Raw genomic sequence first — 23,886 nt, 5'->3', positions numbered from 1 at the left:
AGAAGTTCGAGAGAACTCACCAATGATACATCTTAAACCCCACTGATAAATACGATTTGAAGGCGAATTTGTTCTGACTGCTCTGTTGAATAGCGACCTCTGAGCAACGATCAAGCGACACCGAATTTGAAACCATGCAGCTCATCAACTTGTGAACCGGGTCACGTTTGGATTGCCCACCCAATCATCGTTACTCACACTCTTCTGCAGGAGACCGCTGATACAGTCATCGCTGGCTGAGTGGGAACGGGGATTGGGTTTCATAGCACCTCTACTGTGGACTCACAATTCAATTCATATAGCCACACATCGCAAGACAACAGTCCGTCAACAATATGTTACACAAGAGCGCAGCTATTCAGCTATCTGTTTCCCACCGGTGTTCGCATTTTTCGCATACAAACTTTGGAGAGGTGTTATTCTCTATATCCAAAGTGGCACCTACTCCGCTACAATTAGGACAAGAAAGAGGTATAATTGTACTAGTGACTAAACTGAGTTTGTTACGAACTTTGCTTAGTTCACTCTGAGCTGATCTTCGTTCTGATTTCTCACTACGAATTGTGTCGATAGTTTCTTCCGAAGCACCTGGATCATCTGAAAAGTTGAATCCACAATGTCTACAAGTCCATCCATCACCCGTTGAAGACATCATTGACCCGCACTCATCACAATGTTCCATGTGACAAATAACCGAGCAAACGAATAAAATTGTTTGGGTATGAATAGTATTCTTATTCTCATTACGCAAGCGCGTTCTATCGGCTAATTCGGCTGTAAACTCACGAAAGAAATAACATGGTAACTCTTCTATGACACCCTAATGGTAGGATAGGCCATCTCTCTGCGGTATTGGAAGGATACGGCAGTAGTGAGAGGTTCGTCAACTAGCGCCTATTAGTAACTATACGTGGGAGTTAACGAACTTACTAGTCGAAAAAGAACGACCGCTCAGAAGACACGACTCGGACGCAATACCGCCGGTAGGTACCGGGGCAAATTTAATCCGACGGCTGAATTCGTCGCCGTAGTCAAGATCCGGTAAGGCACTTCTCAGGGAAACAATTTCTCCTGATAGACTGTTTGTATACTGGTTGCAGGATACCGTACCGCAGTTGGTACGAACAGTTAAAAACGCGGTCTCTATTTAGGTTATCTCGTATAGCCTTGTTCAGCAAGGAAGTCATAGTTCCGCCGTCCACATATGATTCCGTCCGATTTTATATTTGATTCCGCATTCTGTTCTAGGATCTCTTGTGAGGAGAATACTACGCCGTAGTGATGCTCGAACTCCGGCGTTGGGTCAACGATTTTCTCGCCATCAAGCATCGCCCAGGCGTGTTCAACCACAGTATCAGGACGGAACGATGGAGACGCATATCCTTCAGTGTATCTGAGGTGATGATCGTATAACGACAGGTTGAGAGCGTTTCTGAAGCACTCTTTCCCACGAGGCTGGATTGCTCGAATCGCATCTTCGATCAATGCTTGTTCATCCTGTGTCATATCCGCTGAAACCGTGATTTGACTGCCTGCAAGTGAAATCTGCTTGAGGTCAGATTCAATTACAGTCCCATGGTCCGTTACGTATTCATGAGGTGGTGATATATCTGCGAGTTCCTCGACGTGTTGTTTTACAGGGTTCATCCCCAGCAAAATAACAGCCTTTCGCTTAAAAACCTCATGAGAAATTGGCGGGTGATCGACGAGACAGTCAGTTGCTCAGTGTACTGACTCTATCCGCAGCAAACATACTCTGGCTAGGGCGAGCCAGTGTATTTCCGGTAGTTGTTTCGGATAGTGACTTCGGATATTTCTGCTGCACGAGCGATGTCCTCTTGAGTTATCGAATAGTTATCTGACTGTTTCATCGCCACGTAGAACGCCGCAGCAACCTCTGAGATTGGATTCGAACCCCCGCCATGCTCTTCTTGTGTTAGTAATTCACATACTGAATTACGAAGGCTGGTATCGTCTGTTACTCCCAAGTGCCGGGCGATGTAGGGCACATAATCGACCGGGTCAACAATAAGATCGGAAACGTCCAGCGTTTCTGAGAGACTGGTCTCTTTCATTATTCGTTGGAACTTATTTCGAATCGAGGTCGGATCCTCTTCGACTGTATCAGCAATATCCGCGAGCGGTCTCGGCGTCCCTGCTTCGATTGCAGCGATACGCAGAGCTGCTCCTACCGAGCTCTCGTGTGCTGCTCCAGGAACTACCCCAGCAGCGTGTCCTTTCGCATAGAGTTCCGCTGTCCGGTAGGCGACAGCCGGTGAGAGGTACAACGATTCGACCGTATCGATAATAACTGGCGTCAATTCGAGAGCAAGCCTTTCCTGGTAGTCCCGATCGTAGGGGTGAACGTAAGTTCTGACTCGGTCGCCGTAGTTGATTTTCTTGGCGACTTTCCATTTGTTGATCTCAGCACCGGGATCTGTCTCTGAACTCTCGGAGAGTGGCTCGTTACTGGACTCAAATTTCGGAATGTGCGCCCCACGGCCCCGAAGTGCACCGACTGCTTCCCAGAAATCGCGTCCTTCTGGGTACTCCCGTTCGTTAGCGATGATTCCTTCTTCGAGAGCAACCAATTGCAACGCATCAAGCGCGATCATTCCCTTTCGGTAAATCCACACGTCATCCAGTACGCCTAATCGAGTTCCGGATTCGCTGTGGACCCACGATGGATCATACGAATACGTTCCATCGCCATGTTCCCGGGTCTGTGTACTCCGCATTCGAATATCGGACGGCCGAGTCTGGTTGATTGCATCAAAAATATCTTGGATGTCACTTGTCGTCTCTATCTCGTGGAGTTCATCACGGGATCGTTGCGGTTCTGCAATCGTCCGATCAGGCGTTTCGCTACTAACCGAGGCGTATTCGGCCTCAAGTTCATTTAGCAAGCGATCGCCAGACGTGATCTCAGCAGGGGTTCTCTCAAGGTGATCTCCAGTCACCGCGACAAACCGGTTCCGGTCATACACTTCTAAAGTTTGGTCGTCGCCTTCGTCTATCTGACCCGTTAGCGACTTGATGTCATCACCGAGGCTTCCACTGACAAAGACGTGGATCCCGGTTCCAGAAGTAGAGGCTGCAGTGTATGCATCCGTTGTAGTTTAGCGGCGCGTTGAGGCGGTGTTTGTGCGGATAGTTGACCAAGACGGTGTTGAGTCCAATCGCTGATGAAGTGTGATCGGAGAACTGAACGGATGTTCTTCTGTCTCGGATGATGAGATCTGTGTCACTCTCTGAAGGCGGCGCACTCACTCCGGTGAGTGCGTCGCCGATCCAGAGCTGTCACTACTACCAACGTCTGAGCTGACCGGCTTGTCAGGCGAGTTTCTACCAGAACTCGCCTGACTCAACCTGCTCACGTAATCTTGCTCGATGTGGATTTGGATCCCGTGACGACCACAACAGCAATTCGTCGAGATCTGGCAGTTCATACCCCAGATCTAGCATCAGGTACAGTTGGACCAAGTGTGCGTGACGTTCGAGCGCGTGAGAACACCGACGGCGTGGGAGACGCGTCGACGACGCCGCTGCGTCGTCGTCGCTTCCCTGCCGCTTTGCGTCTAATTTGCGGAGTTCATCCACAATAACGCGGCTCATCAGCAGCGAGAGCGCCGCTACGATGATCAGCGCTTCAATAATGTAGGGATCCGTCGTATTGATCTCATCAAGACCGAAGCGCGATTTGAGTTCCTTGAACAGCAGCTCAATCTCCCAGCGCGCCCGATAGAGCTGTGCGATATCGGGCGCGTGGTAGTTGTCTCTGGCAAGATTCGTTAGGTAGAGATGGTACTCACCGCTGTCCTCGTTGAGCACACCGACGAGTCGGAACGTTCGGGTCGTGCTGACGCCCGACCCTCGCTTGCGGTCGAATGAGAGGGTGATCCGAGCGTCGATCGCCTGTCGCTGCAGGTCGTCGAGGACGTCCTGCAGCGACTCGCCTTCGAGTGGAATACTGTTTCCCCGCCATGTGCGAAGCTCTTCGACGATCTCGAAGTTCGCGTCATCTTTGACCCGTGAGACGAACCAGCCGTCGTTTTGATCGATACGGTCGAACAACCAGAAGTCGTAGAAGCCGAGATCGAGTAAGACGAGTGCGCCAGCTACCCACTCGCCGGTGGGTAGCTGGCTCCGTTCCTGCGTTTTGGCGTCAGTCGTTTGAAACCGCGTAGGAAGTCCGGTTGAGAGTGATTCTGTGAGGTGGAGCTTCACGCCAGCTTGATCTTCGCCAGTCGCTGCGTAGACGTCTGTAGCGTCTTGGTAGAGTGAGACGATAGAGGCGTCAACAATGAGGACGTCTCGAAAGCGTTCGAGACGTCCGCTGAGGTCGGTTTGTCCCGGTTCGAGATTCTCGATGGCGTCATCGAGAATCTCTCGCAGGAGTGCAACGAACGCGGGTGAAAACCAGCCGTGGAAGGTTGGATAAGCGAGTTCGTCACAGTCAGCCATTTCGACGAACCGTTCGAGAAATGCCTGAATAGAGCGATCTGATCCAGCAGCGAAACCCAGTGAGAGGGTGTAGAACAACGCGACAGTGTCGAACTTGCGCTCTCGTTGGATGAGATTCGTTGCGCGAGCGCGCTCGCGCAACTCATCAGAGGGAAACGCTCTTTTGATCCGGTCGACAATCACTGAATCCGGTGGTTCGTAACTCACAGCAGCCACCGGGTTTCTCTGACAAGTAGTTCCAACGGTATTCAGATCAGCAGACGGTGCTGGCACGAGGAGTTAAACTACAACGGATGGCAGTGTATGAATGTGCTTGGTCAATAAGATTCTGCGCCGCAGGGCTAGGCTCGCCGTCGATGATAACATCATCAAGATCGAGAAAGGCGATTTTATCGTCACGGGTGAGTGCATATGCGAGTTCAAATTTTTGAGGGAGTTTCGACCGCCAACTCTGCGCCTCTGTAAACGACACCCAGTTCGATGGATCCATCGCATCAACGTACAGCAGTGGATCTCCGGTCTCCCAAGGTGCTCTCGGGATTTTACGACCATCATCTGTCGGTTTCCAGAGCAGCCATTGCTCCGAGTTTTTCATCTGCTCCGGGAACGTTCCAGTAGAGATCTTGTCGCTAATCATAATACTAGCTTCAACGCTGGATCCTGACCTGCTTGAAGGGTTGTCTCCAAGTCACTACTAGTAACTCTTTGAGCTGAAGGGCTCACAGCAGGCTCACTAGAAGAACCGTCTATGGCCTGAGGTTAATAGTTAATGTACTGAACAGTACTTGACTCTCAGAATCGACTGTAACCGGACAGTAGAATACTATCTGCACAGGTTACATACAATAAATAAGCCTTGTTTAGACGCGGTGTGGATCGGACGAACCGGTCGCTATCCAAAAGCGAAACCGAACAGAGAGGCTCTCATAGACTAATCCTGTTCTGCCGATACTGACACCAGCCCACGTTATCGGGGGCGTCTAAACAAGGCCCAATAAATAGATTCAGTGTCACCCGGAGTAGGCCGACAGATATGAACGACATATACAACGCACAAAGTAGCCCGTGAACGGCCCTATGACACGTTTTACATAGGGGCAAGAAGCGGGATGAACAAGTGGCCGGTTAGGACACGGTAGATAGGATGGCAGCATCAGATTTTATTATGTTCTACTGAGTTGTCGCGCGTATATGGGGTACCCATTCTCGTCACCGAATGGAGACGAAGAAGACCTGAATCAACAGGTTGCAGGGTACCTCTACTATAGTCTACAGATCAGTCCTGATATTCTCAACAGGATCCATAGTGATCAGCCGCTATCGTTCTCCGATGAGGCGAGGCTTGTCGCCCACCAGAACTCACCGCTACTACTGTATACTGATACGGGGATTGACCGAGAGATCGACTGGGTTGTAGATGATGAAGACAAACTGGTTGGTTACGAGTCAAAGTACGGTGCGTCTCTACACAAAGACCAGCTTCAAGACGAGTTGGCCAAACTGCGGTTGAACGCGGATGGTCAAGACGTTGCACTGGTCGTCGTCACAATGAACACGACTCCAGTCTCACTACTAAACCAATTCGCGGACGAACCTGTTTACTGGTTGAGTTGGTTCACCGTTTTCCGGCGACTCCGGCAAACTGACGAGGCCGACATCCCGGCAGAACAACGCCCAATTCTCCGGATGCTCCTGGACCTTTTCGAGGCAGAAGACATGCACCCCTTCACAGGATTTGACCACCACGACAAACAGCAGTATCGGTACTTCATCAGAGACCTTCGACAGGAATTGGTCGGGACCGAACTCGAAAACCCTGGGAAGGTACATACATCAACGACGAAGAAACCGGAACCGTCTGCGTGGAAGCGTATCGTACCCAAACGTATCGATATTCCATTTGTTCGGAAATTACGTGAACAGGAATGGTCTCGGCTAACGTCCTACCTGACGGTAACGGTAGATCTGGAGACACACGACGTACACACTGGCATCGTGTTCAACCTGAGAGAAATAGAAACGCACCGCGACTACGTGAACGAGCATCTGGACGAGCTTCTCGATTACGCTGCTGAAAGGGGTATGGAGCTGTGGGCCTCAATGAACAGCTTCAATCAGTGGAAGGTTGGGATTGCGAAAACAGACGACCCGGCTGAAATGCGGACGTGGCTTGAGAGCGGGAGTGAGAACGCCGTCCGAGCTGACGGCACGAACTACAAGAAGGCAATCTTCGTTCGTAAATGCTCCGAAACCGATCCTGCTGGGCTCGTACAAAAAGTGAAGCAGGAACTGCTCACCCTACATGAACAGTTCCTCAGTTCCGATGAGCTGTATCGCTGGCCAACATTAGAAGAATACGAATGACCCACCAGAAGGTCGCCGGCGTCGATTGGGCTAGGGGGGAATGGCTCGCTGTCATCTTCGAGGATGGGATCTACTCGGGGTGTCTTCTGGAGAATAACTTCGAAATGCTCTGGAAGCGCGTTCCAGACCTCAATCGGATGCTGATTGATGTTCCGATTGGGCTTCCTGATGATGAGGAAACGCTTCAAGACCGCGAAGAACTTGACTCACTTGCGCGAGCGGTGACTGGACGACCCAGTAGTGTGTTCCCTGTTCCGTCAAGAGAAGCATGTACGAAAGCTAATGACGGCGAACCATATGACAGAGTAAACGAGACGAACCAGGATGTGTTGGGGAAAGGACTGTCTCGACAGTCCTATCATATCGCCTCGGGGATTGGCGAGGTAGACGCCTTCTTGCAATCAAACGCTTCAATTACCAACATCGTAACTGAATCCCATCCCGAAGTCTGTTTTCGAGGTCTCCGTGGAGAAGAACTCCAGCACTCAAAAAAGACTGCTGCTGGCGTGGGTGAGCGGCTTGATTCGCTTGATAATCATCTCGACGTTCCAGGGGATGTGTTTCAGACACTCTGTGCGAGACTCACCAAAAGCGAAAATCGTGCGACAGTCGATGACGTAATTGATGCGCTTGGACTTGCTGTGACAGCGTGGAAATCAGGAGAAAAGCCGGACACACTTCCGAAAAATCCAAATATCGACTCCAAAGGGCTCCCGATGCAAATGGCGTATTGGAGCGAAAGTACACTCGCATAAAAACAGAGTATTATGATCGTATAGGGCCGATCGGCCCGATAATCGATTTCAACCGTTCGCGTTATCTCTTCGTTTCACTGCGAACTGATGCCGATCGATATTGACCGTTATTTCCTTACGAGCTCCCGATTTTATCAAGCGCCCATGATGCGGCTTGTCGAACCCTCTCGTTTGGATCGGCCTCAGCACGCGTAGCAAGTGCTTCTTGAGCTCTGGTTGCTTCGAGATGTCCAAGTGCCCAGCAGGCGTTTTCTCGTGCTGCTGGCCGATCCTCATTGAGTGCATCAATCAGCGCTTCGATTGCGGGTCTAACTGGTTCTGGGTCGTGTTCTGCCACCCTGGCGAGGATGGAAGTTGCATTATACCGAGCGTGATCATCCTCGTCACTGAGTAGCTCAATTACATCAGGAACAGTTGATTGTACTTCTTCAGGATATTCGCCAGCTAAATCCGCGAGCAACGCAGCGGCATTTGCTCGGAGTCTATCTTTTTCCACCGAGAGTAGCTCGTGAGCAGTCGGGACAACATCTGTCGCTACGTTCGGGTACGCTTTCGAGACCTGTCCAAGCACTGAAAGCGTTCCAACGCGATGAGTATGAGATGGATCACTCACGTGTTCAACGAGAGTCGGAACGATAGGGAGAACGGCTTCTGGATACCCTGTGGCGACCCGTGTCAGTACTTGTTGTATTGAACCTGCGTCATCCGTCGTTTCCTTCAGTAGTACCTCAAGTTTCGGAACTAAATCTGAAACGACAGATGGGTCTTCCTCAGCGACACGGCTGAGAATCGCAATCGTCCCCTTCCGAAGCCGATCATGGGTCTCAACAGCGAGGAAACTGCCGAGTGTCTCAACAGTTGGACGAACCAGTTCCGGGTCTTCGCCGGAGAGTTCATGAAGGATTCCGATAATCTCCGCTTGTACCGCGATGTCACCTGACGACAGTCTATCGATGAGAGTAGAAATAGCCGGTTCACAGGCATCAGGATGCTGTTCGGAAACTCGTCTAATTCGTACTAATTCTATCCGAATATCTTTCTCGTCACCGTTCTCAATCGCCGTGATCGCTTCAGAAATGCTCTCAGGTTCTGGCTCTTCCGGAAGGTCAAGGAATCTCGGGTCCACGTAGTCGTTCGTATACTGGTCAAACACTGACCAGTCGGTGAATTCGGACTCTGGGGGAACAGACACATCGGAGAGCGTAAGCCACCATTGACTCGTTTTCCCGACTCGCTCTGTCGGTGGTTTGAGCATATCCCATTCAGCAAGTTGATACCCTATATCGGGTGATGCCTCTCGTTTTGTATCCCGAACACGATCAAGTGTGGAACGGGATTCCTCGTCGTCGCTCATAACGTGCCTATTTCATTCAATTGAATGAATATTTTCCCGTAGACTTACTCGTCAAGTCTTACTCTGATTGCTGGACAATATGTATGTAGTCTAACGATAAAATCCTACTATGCCGTGCCCGATCTGCCGCGACGGTCCGATGAGGCCACGGGGGGAGTTTCCGGTACGAGTTTGTGAGGAGTGCGATCAGCGCGCGGTAAACGAGGATGGAGACAAACCTTGGACTGGTTTTCCGCCGGACGCTCAACCCGAAGAAGACTTATCAGCTATTGTTGATCCGCCCAGCGATGGAGAAAACCCCGTGTTCATTGATGGTCACAAGTGTTGGCGACGGTATCGGATGATTGGCTGGAAAACGTACCTTGACTACTACGACTGTGACACACTCAGGGAGTTTTACATCCGGCACGGATTGATGGAACCACACGAATCTCGCCCACAAATCACTCCAGACGACCAATCGCTGGATCCAAAACAGGGTGAAGGATCCAGTCAATCGCCCACTGAAGACCGTCGAAATAACGGTGAAGATGACGCCTCGAACGACGTTGTCGATCTGGATTACTCGGATAAGGATCGAGGGGAGCTTCGAGACATCATCATACAAGGAGCTGAGATTAGTTCCAAGTCCAGAACGACTAACGATGAGATACAACAGATCGCTGGCCTCGTTGGGGGCTCTCAGTGGTCTTCGTTGGCAGTTAGATACCTAGTGATGGTTGCTAATGATGAGCCCGAGAATGCGCTTGAAGCTCTTCCGACGGTAGCTAGTTCGTACGGAACAGCAGACGCGGAAACACGGCAGTGGATCATGCACTACTTTGCGCGGCTCTCGAAAACGCATCCTGATGCTTTGCTTCCGGTTCTTGATACGCTAATTGACGGGATCAGCGAAGACGAGATCAACATTCAATCGAACGCATTAGCGACTCTCGGACGAATCGTCGCTACGTATCCGAACGTCGGTTCCGGATTAGTCGATGATATAGCCGAACTACTGGTACATGTAGATTCGAAAGTCCGAAAGAACGCTGTCGGACTGCTCGGTGACATTGCACAAGAGTACCAGCGGCACGTGGCTGTACACGCAGCCACAATCGCCATGTGTCTAAGAGACGATGAAGGACTGGTTCGTCGAAACGCCTCGATCGCTCTCGTTAGGTGCGGCGAAGCCGATCCTGAAACGATTCGGCAGCAAAGCGACCTACTTGAACAAGCACTAACTGATGACCAACCGGAAGTTCGCAGGAACGCATGCGCGTTGATCGGGAATGCAAAACCGTCCGTCTCAACTGAGAGACTAGAACGACTCGCTGAGGACGATCCTAATCCAAAGGTCAAAGAGATGGCTCAGTGGGCACTCAGTCAAATCACTGACTAACCATTCTTTCAAGATGCCCAGCTATGCTACTAGCGGAGAACACGCCAAGACGCGGCAATTTCCTTTTTAAGTACTCAATGATGAGGGCTCCATTTTCGTGTGGTTGAGATCGTATTCCTCAACCATTGTTTCGCTCACCTCTTGCTTCGCAGTGAGATAGAGGATTTGCCAGCCGTCATCGGCCAGTTCTTGCAGAGTCTGAAAGCCTTGGTTGAGCCGGTCTGGATCTGCTGCGAGGAATGGATCATCGAGGAGTAAGAATCCAGGAGTGCTTCCAAGGAGTTGTTGAGCCAGTGAGACTCGCGTTGCGAAGTATAGTTGATCCTTCGTTCCCTGGCTGAGTACTTCGGGACTAAGAGTACGCCCATCTTGGCGTTCAACAACGAGATCGTGGGCGTCGGGGTCATAGGCAACTTGCTTATAGCGACCACCAGTTAGCTGTTCAAACGTCCGGGACGCGGGACCGTCTGGATCGAATAAGTCCGACAGCTTTTGCTCTTCCTTCGATTCGATCCGTCCGAATATCTCCAAGGCTTTCCGTGATATGTCAGCATCTTCGTCCAGCTGCTGGACGACAGAATTTAGATCCTCAGCGAGCGTTTCTAGACCTTCTTTTGAACGCGTATCTAGGTCGAGACTACGACCAATAAACGGTTGAGAATTAAGAGTCCGAGCCCGCCGGTCAAATTTATCAAGCGTGTCGTCGTGTTCGTCAAGGCGTTCCTGTAGATCGTCGCGTTTTCTTTCGAGGCGCTTTACCTCGGCTTCGAGCTGCTGAAGCTTCTCATCATCATATGTGTCAGTATCAACCTCGTCTGTATCGACATCCGTGACGAGTTCGTTGAGTTCATCTTCCCAGGCTTCAGCTTTGTTCTCAGGATCGTCAGCATCTTGCTCCGCAAAGCGATCAACGAGACTTTGCTTGGCGGTCTGTTTGTCCGGTTCTAGGTCCTCACGCATGCCGACCACTTCTTCATACTCCTCGATCGATTCGACATTGGCTTCCTCAAGTCGTTCCCTAAGTTCGTTCTCCTGCTCTTTGATCTGGGTCTGTAACTCTGATTTATCATCTCGGAGTTCTTCGAGTGTATTCTGAGCGCTTTGATGCTCCTGTTCTTTCTTAGCGGTCCGTTCGCGGATTCTCGAAAGCTTCCCGTCAAAAGACTCGATCGCCGGCGCAACTTCGTTCACAGCCTCGACATCAAACCCTGCGTCCCGAGCGGTCTGTAGCGCAGCTTCACGGGCTGTCTCGATACCAGTGAGGCGCTGGTTAGCTTGGTAGTAAAGGACGCCGCATATGGCCGATACGAGTAGAAGCAGGACCCCTAACCCGACTGCTGACAGTGTACCGGTGATCGCTCCAACAACGCCTGCGCCGCCCGCACCAAGTAATGAGACGAGTGCTGCTGGTCTCATTAATTCGATCCGTCGATCAGCACCGGTCGCTTCGTCTTGCCGATCCCGGTATGTCTCTAACGCTGTCCGTACATCATCAACTGCCGACTCACGACGTTCGAGATCGGACTGCTGATCGTTGAGTTCCTCTAACTCTTCCGTCGTTTCCCCAACTTCACCCTGTTTCTTTTCGATGTCGTCGTCTAGTTCTCGTAAATCCTCTTTATCCCTCTTCAGATCGTTCGACAACGCCCGCAGCTCCTCAAGTGTATCTCTGTCATAGTCTTCGAGTTCAGCGAGTTGGTCACTGGTAGAACGATACGTATCGAGTTGCTTCGAAAGCCGTTCGTATTCAGCTACGGTTTTCGCTCTCTGCTGTTCGTTGAGTTGTTCGCGTGTTTCACGGAGTTCCCGTTTGACACGGAGCCGTCGTGTATCTAATTCGTCCAATCCTTCTTCTTCGATCTTCTCAGTATACTCGCGTATCTCCTCTGCAAGTGCATTTGCCTTATCGTGTACGTCGCCGGCGTTGTGGTAGGATTGGTCGCTGGAAATGTTGAGCCGCCTGTTAGTGAGGCGTCCACGGTCTTTCAGTGCGGATGTGATCGCGTTGATCTCCGTCGTATGAATGTCTCCCAGTTTCTCAATGAGTGATGTGTAGTACTCTTGGTTGCTCGGAAGTTGGAGATCGCTGTCTCTAACAACAAACACGCTTTGGAGATGCGACGGTTCAATCTGGGTAATGTCGCATAACGACGTTTTCCCATCGAATTCGTACTGCTCGTCGTTGTGTTCGACGACGGCGCGTCCCGTTGGGGTTTGGTTCACGCGGGGTGATGGATCCATTACGTCCGCAACGTCGGGTTCAAGCAGCTGAAGCAGGGCTTCGAGGTATAGTGTTTTCCCGGCTTCATTCGGACCGGATATGACAGAGAGTCCATCTTGGGACGGTGGACGGCAGTCGTAGAGTGGCCCGTACCGATCGATTTCAGCTGTCGTGAGACGCATCTTATATCTCCCCCTGTGCCGTGAGCTGGCTGAATACTTCCAGTGTTCGCTGGGTTACCTTCGCAGACGTATCGTCATCCCAATCAGTCTCTTCTAATTCCTTTTCGAACGACCTGTACAAGGGATGTGAAAGAATGTGTTCCACGCTTCGCGTCTCGTCCGTCACTTCTGCTGGCGACGCTGCCGTCGTCAGCTCTCCGTAGAATGCTTCTTCATCCATCTCGACAAAGCCGGAAACGTGAACCGAAGCTTTCGAAGAGTCTGTTATGTGCTGCTGTGCCCACGCTCGAACTTCACCAAGCAATTCCTGCTCTGTTCCCGGCGTAGCCGTGAACTCCCGTGAGACGTAGTGAAACGTATCAAGCGTCTTGAAATTGATTCCATTATCCGGATCGAGTACGCTTACACGTCGCTGGCCTGTTTCAGAGGTACTTGTCGAGGCAGGGGTTCCCGGATAGGTGAATTCTGCTCCGTTCGAGAAAGATACCTGATGCGGGCTATGATAGTGACCCGCAAGGTAGTAATCGAACTCTAGTTCTGTGAGTAGGTCTTCTGTGACTGGGAAATAGCGGTGAGCACCTTCGTCACCTGTCTCATAGTCATCGAATGGTGCATCGAGACTACAGTGTAGGAGTAGAACCTCTGTCCCGCCAAATGGTTCTCTGTCCTGAAGCGACAACAGGAGATCGTCGTCCGGATGTTCTCTGTACGGAAGTCCAGTGATCCGAAGACTTCCATCAGATGCAGTCCAGTGCTCAAAGGGTTCTTCGGTAATGACAGTACAGGAATCACCGAAGAAGACATCACCGCGATACGCCTCAATATCGTGATTCCCTGGAATGAGGATGATCTGGAATGGTCGGTTCGAAAAAAGGTCGTTCCGTAAATCGGTACGAAGCTGCTCCACGTTTTCGGGCTGGTCGAAGAGATCTCCCCCGATCGTGACAACGTCGATACCATCTCTTTCAGCGTGATTAAGGAGTGATCTCAGTGCTTCCATCCGCTCTGGATCATCAGGGGTAAGATGTACATCAGCAGTATGGAGCAACCGTGTCATAGAAGAAACAATACAAAGGACCGTATTTACAGCTTGGGTAAATGGATGTTTCAACCGAACTCAGAACAATTGAGTCAACTATGCTTTGTTACCATCTATCTGGCTGCATCACTGGCTATTACGAATCCGCCATCAAGATCCGCTCCGATAACATTGAGAGCATTGTAGACCATCTTTGATACTCCGAAGTGGATTGTTGTCTCCAAGGGTCTGGTTACAGAACTCACAATCTAGATTGTCAGTTATACCGATACCATCTCCATAGCCGAGTGTCACTGACCGAGTCACCGAACCTTCCTCTAACTCAAACATGATTTCTCCTCGTTCGTATTCGATCTGTGTTATCGTGAGCGGGGTTACTACGACTTCAAGTGCGTGTCTTTCTCGAACGTCTTGCTGTTTTTCGGGATAGCCTTGCTCACGTCGATGCCGGAGATCTTCAATCTCAGTGTCCAAGTCTTCGTATTCTGATTTGAGTTCCTTGCGTTTTTGGAGAGCCTCTACGCGCTCTTCCTCATTGCCTCTCTGTTGGATTGATTCGCTTAGGTCCTCAATTCGATCCGAGAGTCGAGTTTTACTCTCTTCCAACTCCTCAATCCGTTGTTGCTGCATCTGTCTGTACTCCTCAATCTCAGCATCCGCTGCCCTAGATGCCTCTTGGTGAATCTCATCAACCTTCGGCTGCACACGCTCAATAATCTGTTCACGGGTTTGCGTGATCAAATCATCTGCTGTGGATCGCTCAATATCAATAGATTGGCTCTCAATCTGCGCTCCGGTAGGTAACGTGTATTCGAGAAACGTTTCCTCAAGCTTTGGGAGACGCTCCATTGAGCGAATATCAATCGCAGTGGCACGGAGTAGTTCTGTTTGGTACTCACTGACCGTCTCAATGCTGATTCGATAGAGGATTGCTATGGCGGACCGATCGTAGTATGGGGTGAACGTTGCGTCATTCACGTTGATATTATTGCCCTGAAGCCACGGTGGTATCTCGATCTGGGTATCCTCTGATGCTATAACGACCTTACCTGTCGGCTGTCTCTTACTCGCTTCCGTAACGATCTCTTGGAAGAAGGAACTCTCTGGATGAAGATAGCGTTCATTCTCATCCAAATCAGCGGACGGATCACCACAGAATAAGACTAACTGGCCAGATGGGAGCTCTGTCTCTGCTTGTTCGGAGATTGCGATTTCCCATTTGTCTTCGTGTTTCTCAATAGTGGAGTCCAGAGAACGTAGATACTGCTCGGTGAATTGTTGGACGGCTGATTGAGTGATCGGAATAGCAGCGTCAGTCATCACTTTCCCCCAGATCGAAGCCTTCGAAGACACCGCTGTTGAACTCCTCTAATTTCTCTGCAAGATCACGCTGTTCCTGTAAGTCAACGGCCATCGCGTCGAAATCGTTCTCCAGATCAATCTCGGAATCAGCGTTAACCAATCGTTCGAAGATTTCGTCCTCAAACGTCTTGCCGGATTCCTCTAACCGTGTGAGAATGGAACTTAGCTCACCAACCGACTGCTGGAACAAGTCGATCTTGTGGTACAGTCGTTCTAGGACGTATTCTTCGACTGTATCCTTCAGGGCCATATTGAAAACGTACACGTCGCGCTTTTGACCAATCCGATGTATCCGCCCGATCCGCTGCTCTACACGCATGGGATTCCAAGGCAGGTCGTAGTTGACCATTATGTTTGAAAACTGTAAGTTACGTCCTTCTGACATAGCGTCGGTTGAGACTAGCACCCCACCCTCTTCTTCGAAGTTTTCGACAATCTGCTCTTTTTCCTGGCTAGAGTGCCCCCCATGGAAGGAGTGGACAGTGTACCCTTCCGTGGCCAACCGATCAAGAATCTCCCGTTGAGTCGCTCGAAACTGGGTGAAGACGATGACTCGTCCCATCTCGACGTGGTCACGGGCTTCCTCAACGATGCTTAGCAGATTCTCCTGCTTTGTGACCGTCTCAATACCGTCAATCAGATCGAGGATTGACTCCAGTTCTTCCGTGTGAGTGAGTTCAGACTGGTCATCGAGCCGTTTTTCAATAGTTGCTTTCAGCGCAGCAGGGCTGCTGACAACCTCTTTCTGAAGCAGCATTAGAACCAGCTTTTGGCCCTGATCCTCGCTATACGCACCTCTGACGTAATCAGAGACTGCCTGATAGAGCTCTCGTTCTTCAGGAGATGGATCGAAGGTTCGTGTATCGATGCTTCTGTTCGTGAAGTCAATATCCGTATCTGCGCGCCGATTCCGAATCATCACCTTGTTCAGCCGATCCTGTAGTTCGTCGCGGTTGACGAGTGTTTCCTGATTACTGTTTACGAAATAGTGATGGAAGACATCACGCGTCCCGAACAATCCCGGTCGAAGCAAGGAAACAACGTTATACAGGTCAGTTAGCTCGTTTTGAATCGGTGTGGCTGTCAGGAAAAACCCGTAGTTGTACGAAAGATTGTCAATTAGATCATAGCGGTCCGTCTCCTCGTTTTTGACGTAGTGGGCCTCGTCAAGAACTAGAACGTCCCAGTCTCGGTTGAGCACCGTTGCTCGATGACGGTCACTCTTCGCCGTATCAATACTCGCTATGATGTGGTCGTGCTGGTCAAAGCCGCGGAATTCCTCGTCGTAGTTACACACGTACTCCAGTCCGAATTTCTCCAATAGTTCGCCCTGCCACTGCTTGGCGAGTTGGGCTGGGGTGAGAATGAGAACGGAATCATCTGTCTCGCGGAAATGCATCTCCTTGAGAATCATCCCGACTTCGATCGTCTTGCCCAAGCCCACCTCGTCAGCAAGTAGCGCTTTCCCATCCATCTCGAAAAGTGCCCGGTAGGCAGCATCGACTTGATGCTCAAGCAATTTGACCGACTCCTCGTCCAGCTGTTTTAGCGATCTGAGTTCGGAATCCGGTTGGCCAGCCTGGAGACGAACTGCTTGAATTGTCTGTACGTGGTCCCCCTCAGGAGAGTCCGCATCTATCGACTCCAGAAGATCAGTCGCAGATTCGTGAGTGACCTCTGTGTCAACGAGGTCGAAGTCTGCCATAGTACGTTAGAATCAGGTGAGGGGCAAATACGTTGTGTGACACCCAAATAGTCGACAGATACTGTCACCCGAGCGTTTATTGTGTCGACACAAGCAGTAGTTAAGTACCTAAGAATGGCCGAGACTGAGCCCTTGCCCAAAACTCTCGATGACACGGTCACCCTGAGCCGTGAGCTTCGAGAGGATGGACAAATAGACGGACAAGTAAAACTCTACAATGTTGAGGATGACGATGAGTTCGAGTCGGACGCCGAACTCTTCTTCGATAGGACGCTGATGACTCAAGGGCTTCGAGAAGCCCTCACGATTCTCCGTGATTCACTCACCGGTGACGACCCGCGAGGGACGCACATTCTCTATGGCCCGTACGGCAGTGGGAAATCTCACCAGATGGTTGCCCTCTATCACTGCTTTGACGCCCCCGCTGCTGCAGCTGATTGGGCCAGCGACTCGGTGGATGGGTTCGAATCGGCGCTCCCCGATAACGCGACTCCGATTACAGTCGCAATGCAGAACGAGCAATACGAGTACCTCTGGGAGCCGTTCTTCGAAGCACTGGACTACGATCCAGGGACGTTCGAATCCGGCGGGTACCCCGATATGCAGACGATTCAAGATGCTGTTGGGGACGAGACTGTCGCGTTCTTCGTCGACGAGCTCGAAGACTGGTTCGACACGCTTCAGGGCGACCGTAAGAGCTCAAACAAAGCCTTTCTCCAATCACTACTTGAATCGACCGCACTCTCCGACCTTGACCTCTACACGATCGTCTCTGTTCTTCGTGAGGGCTCTGAGGTTCACGACATCCTGAATCGGGAACAAGCGGTCGAAGTCAATATGAACAATCAGGTGGACAAGCGAGAAGTCCTGCGCCACCGCCTCATTGACGATATTGACGAGAGTGCCGCCCGCGAGATCGTCAACGGGTACTTCGACGCGTACGACCAGTCCGACCACGTCACGCTACCCGATGATCTCCTGGCGGATATGCACGATCTCTATCCGTTCCATCCTGTCCTTCTTGATGCGCTTGAAACGCGTTACTACGCCGACGAGGGGAACCAGAACACGCGCGGGATGATCTACCTGTTCTCGAAGGTACTTCTCGAAATGCAGGATCAGACGGATCTGATCACTCACGGTGACATCGACGCGATCGAGTTCGAAAACGAGCTGGCGAAGATCAATTACGAACGGTTGAACGCGGCGACAGGCGACATCAACAACCGCGTCGACACTGACGACGTACCACACGGCCGCCGCGTCCTGAATACGATTCTCCTGTACTCGCTGAAACCCAGCGAGGGAGAAGGGGCTGATGTCTCGGAGATCGTGATGGGCGCGTACCAGACTGGAGATCTCGTAGCCGATGTCGTACTTGACCTCGAACGACTCCACGGGGTTGCGTGGCACCTACACAAACTCAACGGGAAGTACGCAATTCGAGATCGACAGAATCCGAACGCGCTCATCCGGAACGCTGCGACCGACGTTTCAGAGACAGCAGCCAAAGCCGAAATCGCGGACTTCATCACCGACATCTTCGGCTCAAACGCGTATCCCATCGGGTTCCGGACGAACGACATCCGTGACATCCCGGATGATCGTGAGATCAAAGTCGTCGTGAAGGACGATCAGTGGACGCAGGAAGAAGTCGAACAGGTCATCACGAATGACGGGCGAGGGCGCGAGTGGCGTAACACGCTCGTGTTCGTCCAGCCCTCTGGAGACAAGGCTATCGAGTCCGGAACGCGGTACATCGACAAGGCCCGCTACATCGAGGGTGCCCGGCAGGTTCTCGCGGATGAATCGCTCGACGAAGAGATCCGCGAGTCCATCGAGAACATGAAAGAGCAGGAAGTCAGCGAACTCAAAGAGGAGCTCCAACTGCTCTACGGAGAGGTTATAGATGGCGACGACCTACTCAACGAGTTCGACCTCGCTGCCCCGATGGACCTCGATGTCTACGTCATCGATGGGGCCGAACTGAGCGCATCAAACATCGCTGACTCCGCAGCCGCCGATCCCTTCGACCTTCAGACCCACGTCTGGGCCATCGTCGAAGACTTACTCGACCGTCGGGGGGAGATCTCAATCGAAGATGTCTACGAGCAGTTCCTTCGAGATCCAGAGTTGCCGATTCCCGGAAGCGCGAACGACATACTCAATGGAACCGTCAAGGCACTTGACGACAAGCCGATCCTCGCACGGGACTCAAGCGGATTCCGTGATGATCTCTCCGGAAGTTCACTCGATACGATCCTGGTCCACAAGGAAGACGTTGCTGTGTGGGGAGTAGACGATGTCGAGCAGGAACTCCGGCAGCGGTTCGGGAGCGGCACGACGGCACTCGACATTGGTGACTTCGAGCTCGAACTCGTCCAAGACGGAGAGATCTGGATCGACGGGGACAGCCACGACATCATTATGCGAGCCGTCGGTCGGCTCAACCGTGAGGATCAGTACGTCATCGTCCGGGGGAACGAGATCCTCGATAAACCGCAATCCGACGCGACGCTGCGGGATGTCGGTAGCGCGACGGTCGTCGGGGCGTCCCACCTAGTTGATCGGATCGAAGCGTCAATCGAAGCAGACGGATACGCGAAACTCGATACGATTATCGGAGAGATCCGCAGCGACGAGAGCGTGTTCCTTCCACCGGACGAAACTGAGACCGTCGCACGTGAAGCGGTCAACGACTTCCTCGTGGACGAGTACGTCCTCGAAGCCGGCGGTCGATACTTGGGGTCGCTCGGTGATCGTGACCCGACGACGGTCAAGATCGTCCCGACGGTTCCCGACCGGATCGGTGAGCAGATCCTGGAGTACATCGAAGATCTCGAACCGGGAGAGCAGTTCACCGTGAACAAGGTGACGGACCGATTCGATGACAGCGTCACCGAGTACATGGTACGGACGTTCCTGCTTGAGAACATCGGCAAGGACGAAGAGCCCGAATACGTCGTCAACACGACCGGGTCGGACAAGGCATCGGACTGGGTGCCGGGGTATCCATTCCGGAAGGCCGACACTGAGGCGGACACGTGGCGCTTCGAGTACAACGGTGATGACGTTGCAGTCCTGCGGAAGAAGTGGCGGGACGAGCATCAGGCGGGCGAGGTCGAGGTGGGCGATGTCACCTTCATGTTACCGGATAGAGAGGGGATTCCTAGTGCCTTGCAGGGAACCGCCGATGTTGAACGAACCCAGATAAGCCTGACATTGCAGTCCGAACAGGACTACACGAAGGTACAGGATATGTTCGAACGGATGCCGGACGAAGCGACGAGCATCAAAGTCGAAATTAGCTTCCAGAAGTAGCGGTCGAAGCACGGGATTCCGCTCGGGGAATAATAGCCAATAACCGAGATTCGGGGGCGCACTAATTATCGATTATACGACTGCTTGTCTCATATCTGCCAAGACGTTTATAGTGACTCTGGGTAGTTATGAGACAAAGTGATCGCTAGGTGAGAATTCTGCGTTCGCAGAACGAATCGGATAGCTGGACTAGTGAATCCAGATAGTCCTGGAGCGTAGCGACTGTTCGGCCCGTTTTTCGCCTTCTTTGCTCCGCGATATATAGTATACCGCGAGTGCCTCATCAAGACTCATAACGTACCAGAGAACCAGTCGTGAGGGTGAATAAAATCTCAGATGATTATCTGAATATCGAGATCGATTAGAACTTCAGAACTGACTTAATGTCTTCTCCGCTCGCAGTATTCTCCTCTCTGATGTCCTCTATGCCCCCAAGGACACCTTCTGGGACAAGCGGGTCTTCACCATTATCGGAAGAATCAGTACTATTGCCAGTGCCTGAGAGGCTCATTACTAGCCGTTATCTCGTCTAATATCATTAAATCTCGTTTATACCGAGATACTGTATCGATACCAGACGACACATTCGCCTTCGTAGAATCTCGGTTGATTCAGTAGAGAATAACCGTCGAGGCTGTACACTTATGAGGCTAGTCCGTAATCCCTACGGTATACTGATTTATGTCTGAACAATCTGGGTCCTCGTCAACAGAACACGAGCGGACGGAACTCCCCATCGAGCGGGGATTCCCCATCGAGCGAGTGAACGAAATCGCTGCAAAAGAAGGTCGAGCGAAGATGTACTACCGACCCATTTATACGATGCACAAATGGTGGGCGCGACGCCTTGGCTGTGTCTTCCGAGCCATCTCTCTATACACGCTACTTGACGATCCAGAGAAGGTTGAGGTCTTCGAGCCCGGACAGGATAACGAGACGCTCGCTGATTGGGGCGACGAGACACAGACGGACATCGCATCGCTCATGGATCGCGTCGATATGAGCGATCCTGAGAGCCTCTGGGAGCTGTACCCCAAGGACGTTCGCGTAGAAGACAAGAAGATTCTGGATCCGTTTATGGGCGGTGGTACGTCGCTCGTCGAGGCGTCGCGGTTCGGTGCTGAGGTAGTCGGGAACGATCTAAATCCCGTCGCGTGGTTCGTTACGAAGAAGGAACTCGAAGCAGGGCAGACCGATGTAGAAGAGCTAGAGGCGGCCTTCGAGCAGGTCAAAGAGGACGTTGCTGACGAGATTACGCAGTATTACAAAACGACCTGTCCCAACGGTGATCACGAAGCGGACGTGATGTACAACTTCTGGGTGAAAGAGTTGGACTGCGTCTCCTGCGGGCACACAGTTCCGTTGTTCAAAGACTATCGTGTGGCGAAGGGACGCTACGAGAACGATGACAAATACAACGTCCTTTGTCCGGACTGCGAGTCTGTATTTTTGGTAGATGATTGGCGGAGTGAGTGCAGTTGTACCGACTGCGGCTACACATTTACTCCGAGTGAGGGGAACGGTGGTCACGGCAGTTACTCATGCGACGAATGTGGCCAAAAGTACAAAATTATTGACGCAATTCAGGAACAAGGTGGTTTCCGGACTCGACTGTACGCATTAGAGTACTATTGTGGCGAATGTGATGATGCAGGTGGATCTCGGAGTGACGTAAAGGGATATAAGAGAGTTGAAAAGTCAGATTTAGAACGATTCGAACAAGCGAAGGAAGCGTGGCAATCAGCGGATGATCTTACTGAGTATGTCCCTGATACTGAGATACCACGAGGAGCTGTGACAGCGACATCGAAAAATCTGGATTACGATGGTCATGATGTTTTCGATCACGGATACGAACTCTGGAGCGATATGTTCAATGAGCGGCAACTTTATTCTTTAGCACTACTCCTGCGTCGGATTGACGAGATCCCCGATCAGAATATTAAAGAGTATCTTCTCTTGGCAGTTTCCGACTCATTAATGTTCCAAAATACATACACTATCTACAATCTATCAGCAAACAAGATAGAAGGTATATTCAAATCCAACGGATTTGCTCCACAATTAGATTTCGTTGAGAATAATGTGTGGGGAACAGAATATGGTCGTGGGACTTTCAAAAACACCTGGGAGAAATTAGTTCGTGGAGTTTCGTATAGTTCTGATCCAACAGAACGCTATGTTGAAAATGGCGAATCCATAGAGACAGATCCATTCTCGAAAAAAATAGGGGGTGATGTTACTCTAACCCAAGGTGATCTCCGCACAACAGACTTCGACAAAGACTTTGATGCGGTCATTACCGATCCACCTTACTATGATAATATAATATATTCCGAATTATCTAACTTCTTTTATGTTTGGCAACAGCCTCTGCTGGAAACGGTATATCCGTGCTTCGAACCGGACCAAACACCTCGGGCAGAGAGCATCGTCACAAATCCTGCGGAAGGAAAAGATGCGAGTGATTTCGAGCGAGAGATTCGGGAGTCTTTAGAGAAAATCCATGGTTTACTCAAAGAGGACGGCGTTCTTGCTTTCACATATCATCACAGTGACTCAGAGTCTTGGGGGGAACTTCTTGAAGGACTCTGCGATGCCGGGTTCCAGATCTCGGCAGCGTATCCAGTCTCTGCCGACCTTCAACGTTTTACTCAAGACGAGTCCGTATCATTCGATATTATCGTTGTTGCCCGTCCTGTCGATGAAACCGAAGCAGCGTCGTGGAACTCACTTCGCCGGGACATCTACCGCACAGCTCGCCGTACCCGCAGGCAACTTGAAGGGAACCGTGAGCTCTCACGCGGCGACATCGGCGTGATGGAGATGGGTGCGTGCTTCCGCGAGTATTCGAAGCACCACGGAAAGGTACAGCGCGACGGCGAAATTATGTCTGCCAAGGAAGTCGTCCAAGAGATCTACGGTATCATCCAAGAGGCCAGCGACATCGGCGTTGAGGACGTTTTCATCGATCTCCTCGATAGCAACAACCCGTCCTTCGATGACGTGAACAAACTCTGTCGGGGTACGAATGCTACTCCCGAGGAGCTGAAAGAGATGTGCCTCTACAACCAAGACGACGGCTTCGAACTCGGTACGTGGGACAACGAGAAACGGCAGGCCTACATCCAGGAACGAACCAACGGTGACAGTGACGATCACCTCTCGAACCTCGACAAACTGCAGTTCCTTCGCTACCGTTACGAGAAGGGACAGGCAGTTCAGAACTTCGTCGACAAGTGGGGTGTCGATGATGATCTGCGTGAACTCGCCGGTCGGCTGGCGGACGTGACTGGAGACGAGACCTACACGCGTGTGCTTGGAGATCGAGATATTACGAGTTACTAACGATGGCAGGACCAGGCCGAATCCCCGGGCAGTACAACATCATCCTGGACGGGGAGTACGATACGTTCGATCATCAGATGCCGGTCGAGGAGTTTCTCCAACGGCTCAAGAACGACGACGTGCCGGGTGAGGTGAGTGTCGTTGGACTCGAAGAGGCGTTCGACGACGAGGAGCTGGTAAACGAGTTGGCGCGTGAAATGGATCAGCGGGCAGATGATCTGGAGTACCAGAGCCCAACCATCCAAATTGTAGTCAAGGGATCGTTCCATCGCCAAGGGAAAACGTACGACCTACGGTACGAGGGTGAGCTTTACTCCCTTCAGGAGATCTTTGGCCCACAGCTTGAACGACGAGAACAGGGTGATTGGATAACGTCTCCGTTCTAATCCT

16 protein-coding genes are annotated in these 23,886 nt (G+C 51.4%); 6 read left to right on the top strand and 10 right to left on the bottom strand.

Annotated features, from left to right (window positions below; translation table 11 throughout):
* Positions 1 to 1,152 precede the first annotated feature (1,152 nt).
* From ACZ45C_RS09850 to ACZ45C_RS09835, 4 genes are all read right to left on the bottom strand, one after another.
* Entirely contained in the window at positions 1,153 to 1,647 is a 495-nt protein-coding gene (locus tag ACZ45C_RS09850) for a hypothetical protein (protein WP_460562082.1), read from the bottom strand.
* 113 nt (positions 1,648 to 1,760) lie between these two features.
* Positions 1,761 to 2,960, bottom strand: coding sequence for a transcription initiation factor IIB family protein (locus ACZ45C_RS09845; RefSeq protein ID WP_460562080.1), 1,200 nt, complete (start codon positions 2,958 to 2,960; stop codon positions 1,761 to 1,763).
* Between the two features lie 385 nt (positions 2,961 to 3,345).
* The gene (locus ACZ45C_RS09840) at positions 3,346 to 4,680 is read right to left on the bottom strand and encodes an IS4-like element ISH30 family transposase (protein ID WP_200530629.1); all 1,335 of its coding nucleotides are present in this window, start codon (positions 4,678 to 4,680) and stop codon (positions 3,346 to 3,348) included.
* 37 nt (positions 4,681 to 4,717) lie between these two features.
* A complete protein-coding gene (locus ACZ45C_RS09835) occupies positions 4,718 to 5,101 on the bottom strand; it encodes a hypothetical protein (protein ID WP_460562078.1) in 384 nt (127 codons plus the stop codon).
* Between the two features lie 554 nt (positions 5,102 to 5,655).
* Here ACZ45C_RS09835 and ACZ45C_RS09830 point away from each other — a divergent pair.
* Both ACZ45C_RS09830 and ACZ45C_RS09825 read left to right on the top strand, forming a co-directional pair.
* Positions 5,656 to 6,828, top strand: a complete 1,173-nt coding sequence (locus ACZ45C_RS09830) for a hypothetical protein (RefSeq protein ID WP_460562076.1) — start codon at positions 5,656 to 5,658, stop codon at positions 6,826 to 6,828.
* Complete coding sequence (locus tag ACZ45C_RS09825) at positions 6,825 to 7,583, top strand: DUF429 domain-containing protein (protein ID WP_460562074.1); 759 nt, start codon at positions 6,825 to 6,827, stop codon at positions 7,581 to 7,583. The genes ACZ45C_RS09830 and ACZ45C_RS09825 overlap by 4 nt, the downstream gene beginning before the upstream one ends.
* 115 nt (positions 7,584 to 7,698) lie before the next feature.
* On the opposite strand, the gene ACZ45C_RS09820 is transcribed toward ACZ45C_RS09825, so the two are convergent.
* On the bottom strand, positions 7,699 to 8,937 hold the full coding sequence (locus ACZ45C_RS09820) for a HEAT repeat domain-containing protein (protein WP_460562072.1): 1,239 nt from the start codon (positions 8,935 to 8,937) through the stop codon (positions 7,699 to 7,701).
* Positions 8,938 to 9,046: 109 nt separating this feature from the next.
* Here ACZ45C_RS09820 and ACZ45C_RS09815 point away from each other — a divergent pair, with 109 nt between their 5' ends.
* On the top strand, positions 9,047 to 10,318 hold the full coding sequence (locus tag ACZ45C_RS09815) for a HEAT repeat domain-containing protein (protein ID WP_460562070.1): 1,272 nt from the start codon (positions 9,047 to 9,049) through the stop codon (positions 10,316 to 10,318).
* Positions 10,319 to 10,384: 66 nt separating this feature from the next.
* On the opposite strand, the gene ACZ45C_RS09810 is transcribed toward ACZ45C_RS09815, so the two are convergent.
* The 4 genes from ACZ45C_RS09810 to ACZ45C_RS09795 form a co-directional block, all read right to left on the bottom strand.
* A complete protein-coding gene (locus tag ACZ45C_RS09810; protein WP_460562068.1) occupies positions 10,385 to 12,721 on the bottom strand; it encodes an ATP-binding protein in 2,337 nt (778 codons plus the stop codon).
* Between the two features lies 1 nt (position 12,722).
* Positions 12,723 to 13,778: a metallophosphoesterase family protein gene (locus ACZ45C_RS09805; protein WP_460562066.1), complete on the bottom strand. Its 1,056-nt coding sequence runs from the start codon at positions 13,776 to 13,778 to the stop codon at positions 12,723 to 12,725.
* Between the two features lie 132 nt (positions 13,779 to 13,910).
* Positions 13,911 to 15,080: a hypothetical protein gene (locus ACZ45C_RS09800; protein WP_460562064.1), complete on the bottom strand. Its 1,170-nt coding sequence runs from the start codon at positions 15,078 to 15,080 to the stop codon at positions 13,911 to 13,913.
* Positions 15,073 to 16,827, bottom strand: coding sequence for a DEAD/DEAH box helicase (locus tag ACZ45C_RS09795; protein ID WP_460562062.1), 1,755 nt, complete (start codon positions 16,825 to 16,827; stop codon positions 15,073 to 15,075). The genes ACZ45C_RS09800 and ACZ45C_RS09795 overlap by 8 nt, the downstream gene beginning before the upstream one ends.
* Positions 16,828 to 16,941: 114 nt before the next feature.
* On the opposite strand from ACZ45C_RS09795, the gene ACZ45C_RS09790 reads away from it, so the two are divergent.
* Positions 16,942 to 20,148: a DUF499 domain-containing protein gene (locus ACZ45C_RS09790; RefSeq protein WP_460562060.1), complete on the top strand. Its 3,207-nt coding sequence runs from the start codon at positions 16,942 to 16,944 to the stop codon at positions 20,146 to 20,148.
* A gap of 361 nt (positions 20,149 to 20,509) precedes the next feature.
* Here the strand turns inward: ACZ45C_RS09790 and ACZ45C_RS09785 are convergent, their stop codons facing one another.
* Entirely contained in the window at positions 20,510 to 20,659 is a 150-nt protein-coding gene (locus tag ACZ45C_RS09785) for a hypothetical protein (protein ID WP_460562058.1), read from the bottom strand.
* Between the two features lie 170 nt (positions 20,660 to 20,829).
* Here ACZ45C_RS09785 and ACZ45C_RS09780 point away from each other — a divergent pair, with 170 nt between their 5' ends.
* Together ACZ45C_RS09780 and ACZ45C_RS09775 are read left to right on the top strand one after the other, a co-directional pair.
* The gene (locus ACZ45C_RS09780; RefSeq protein ID WP_460562056.1) at positions 20,830 to 23,496 is read left to right on the top strand and encodes a DUF1156 domain-containing protein; all 2,667 of its coding nucleotides are present in this window, start codon (positions 20,830 to 20,832) and stop codon (positions 23,494 to 23,496) included.
* Positions 23,497 to 23,498: 2 nt separating this feature from the next.
* Positions 23,499 to 23,882, top strand: a complete 384-nt coding sequence (locus ACZ45C_RS09775; protein ID WP_460562054.1) for a hypothetical protein — start codon at positions 23,499 to 23,501, stop codon at positions 23,880 to 23,882.
* Positions 23,883 to 23,886 lie beyond the last annotated feature (4 nt).

Source organism: Halorubrum pallidum, from assembly GCF_055380345.1.
The sequence above is the reverse complement of the archived record's forward strand: the minus strand, read 5'-3'. Positions and strand labels throughout refer to the sequence as shown.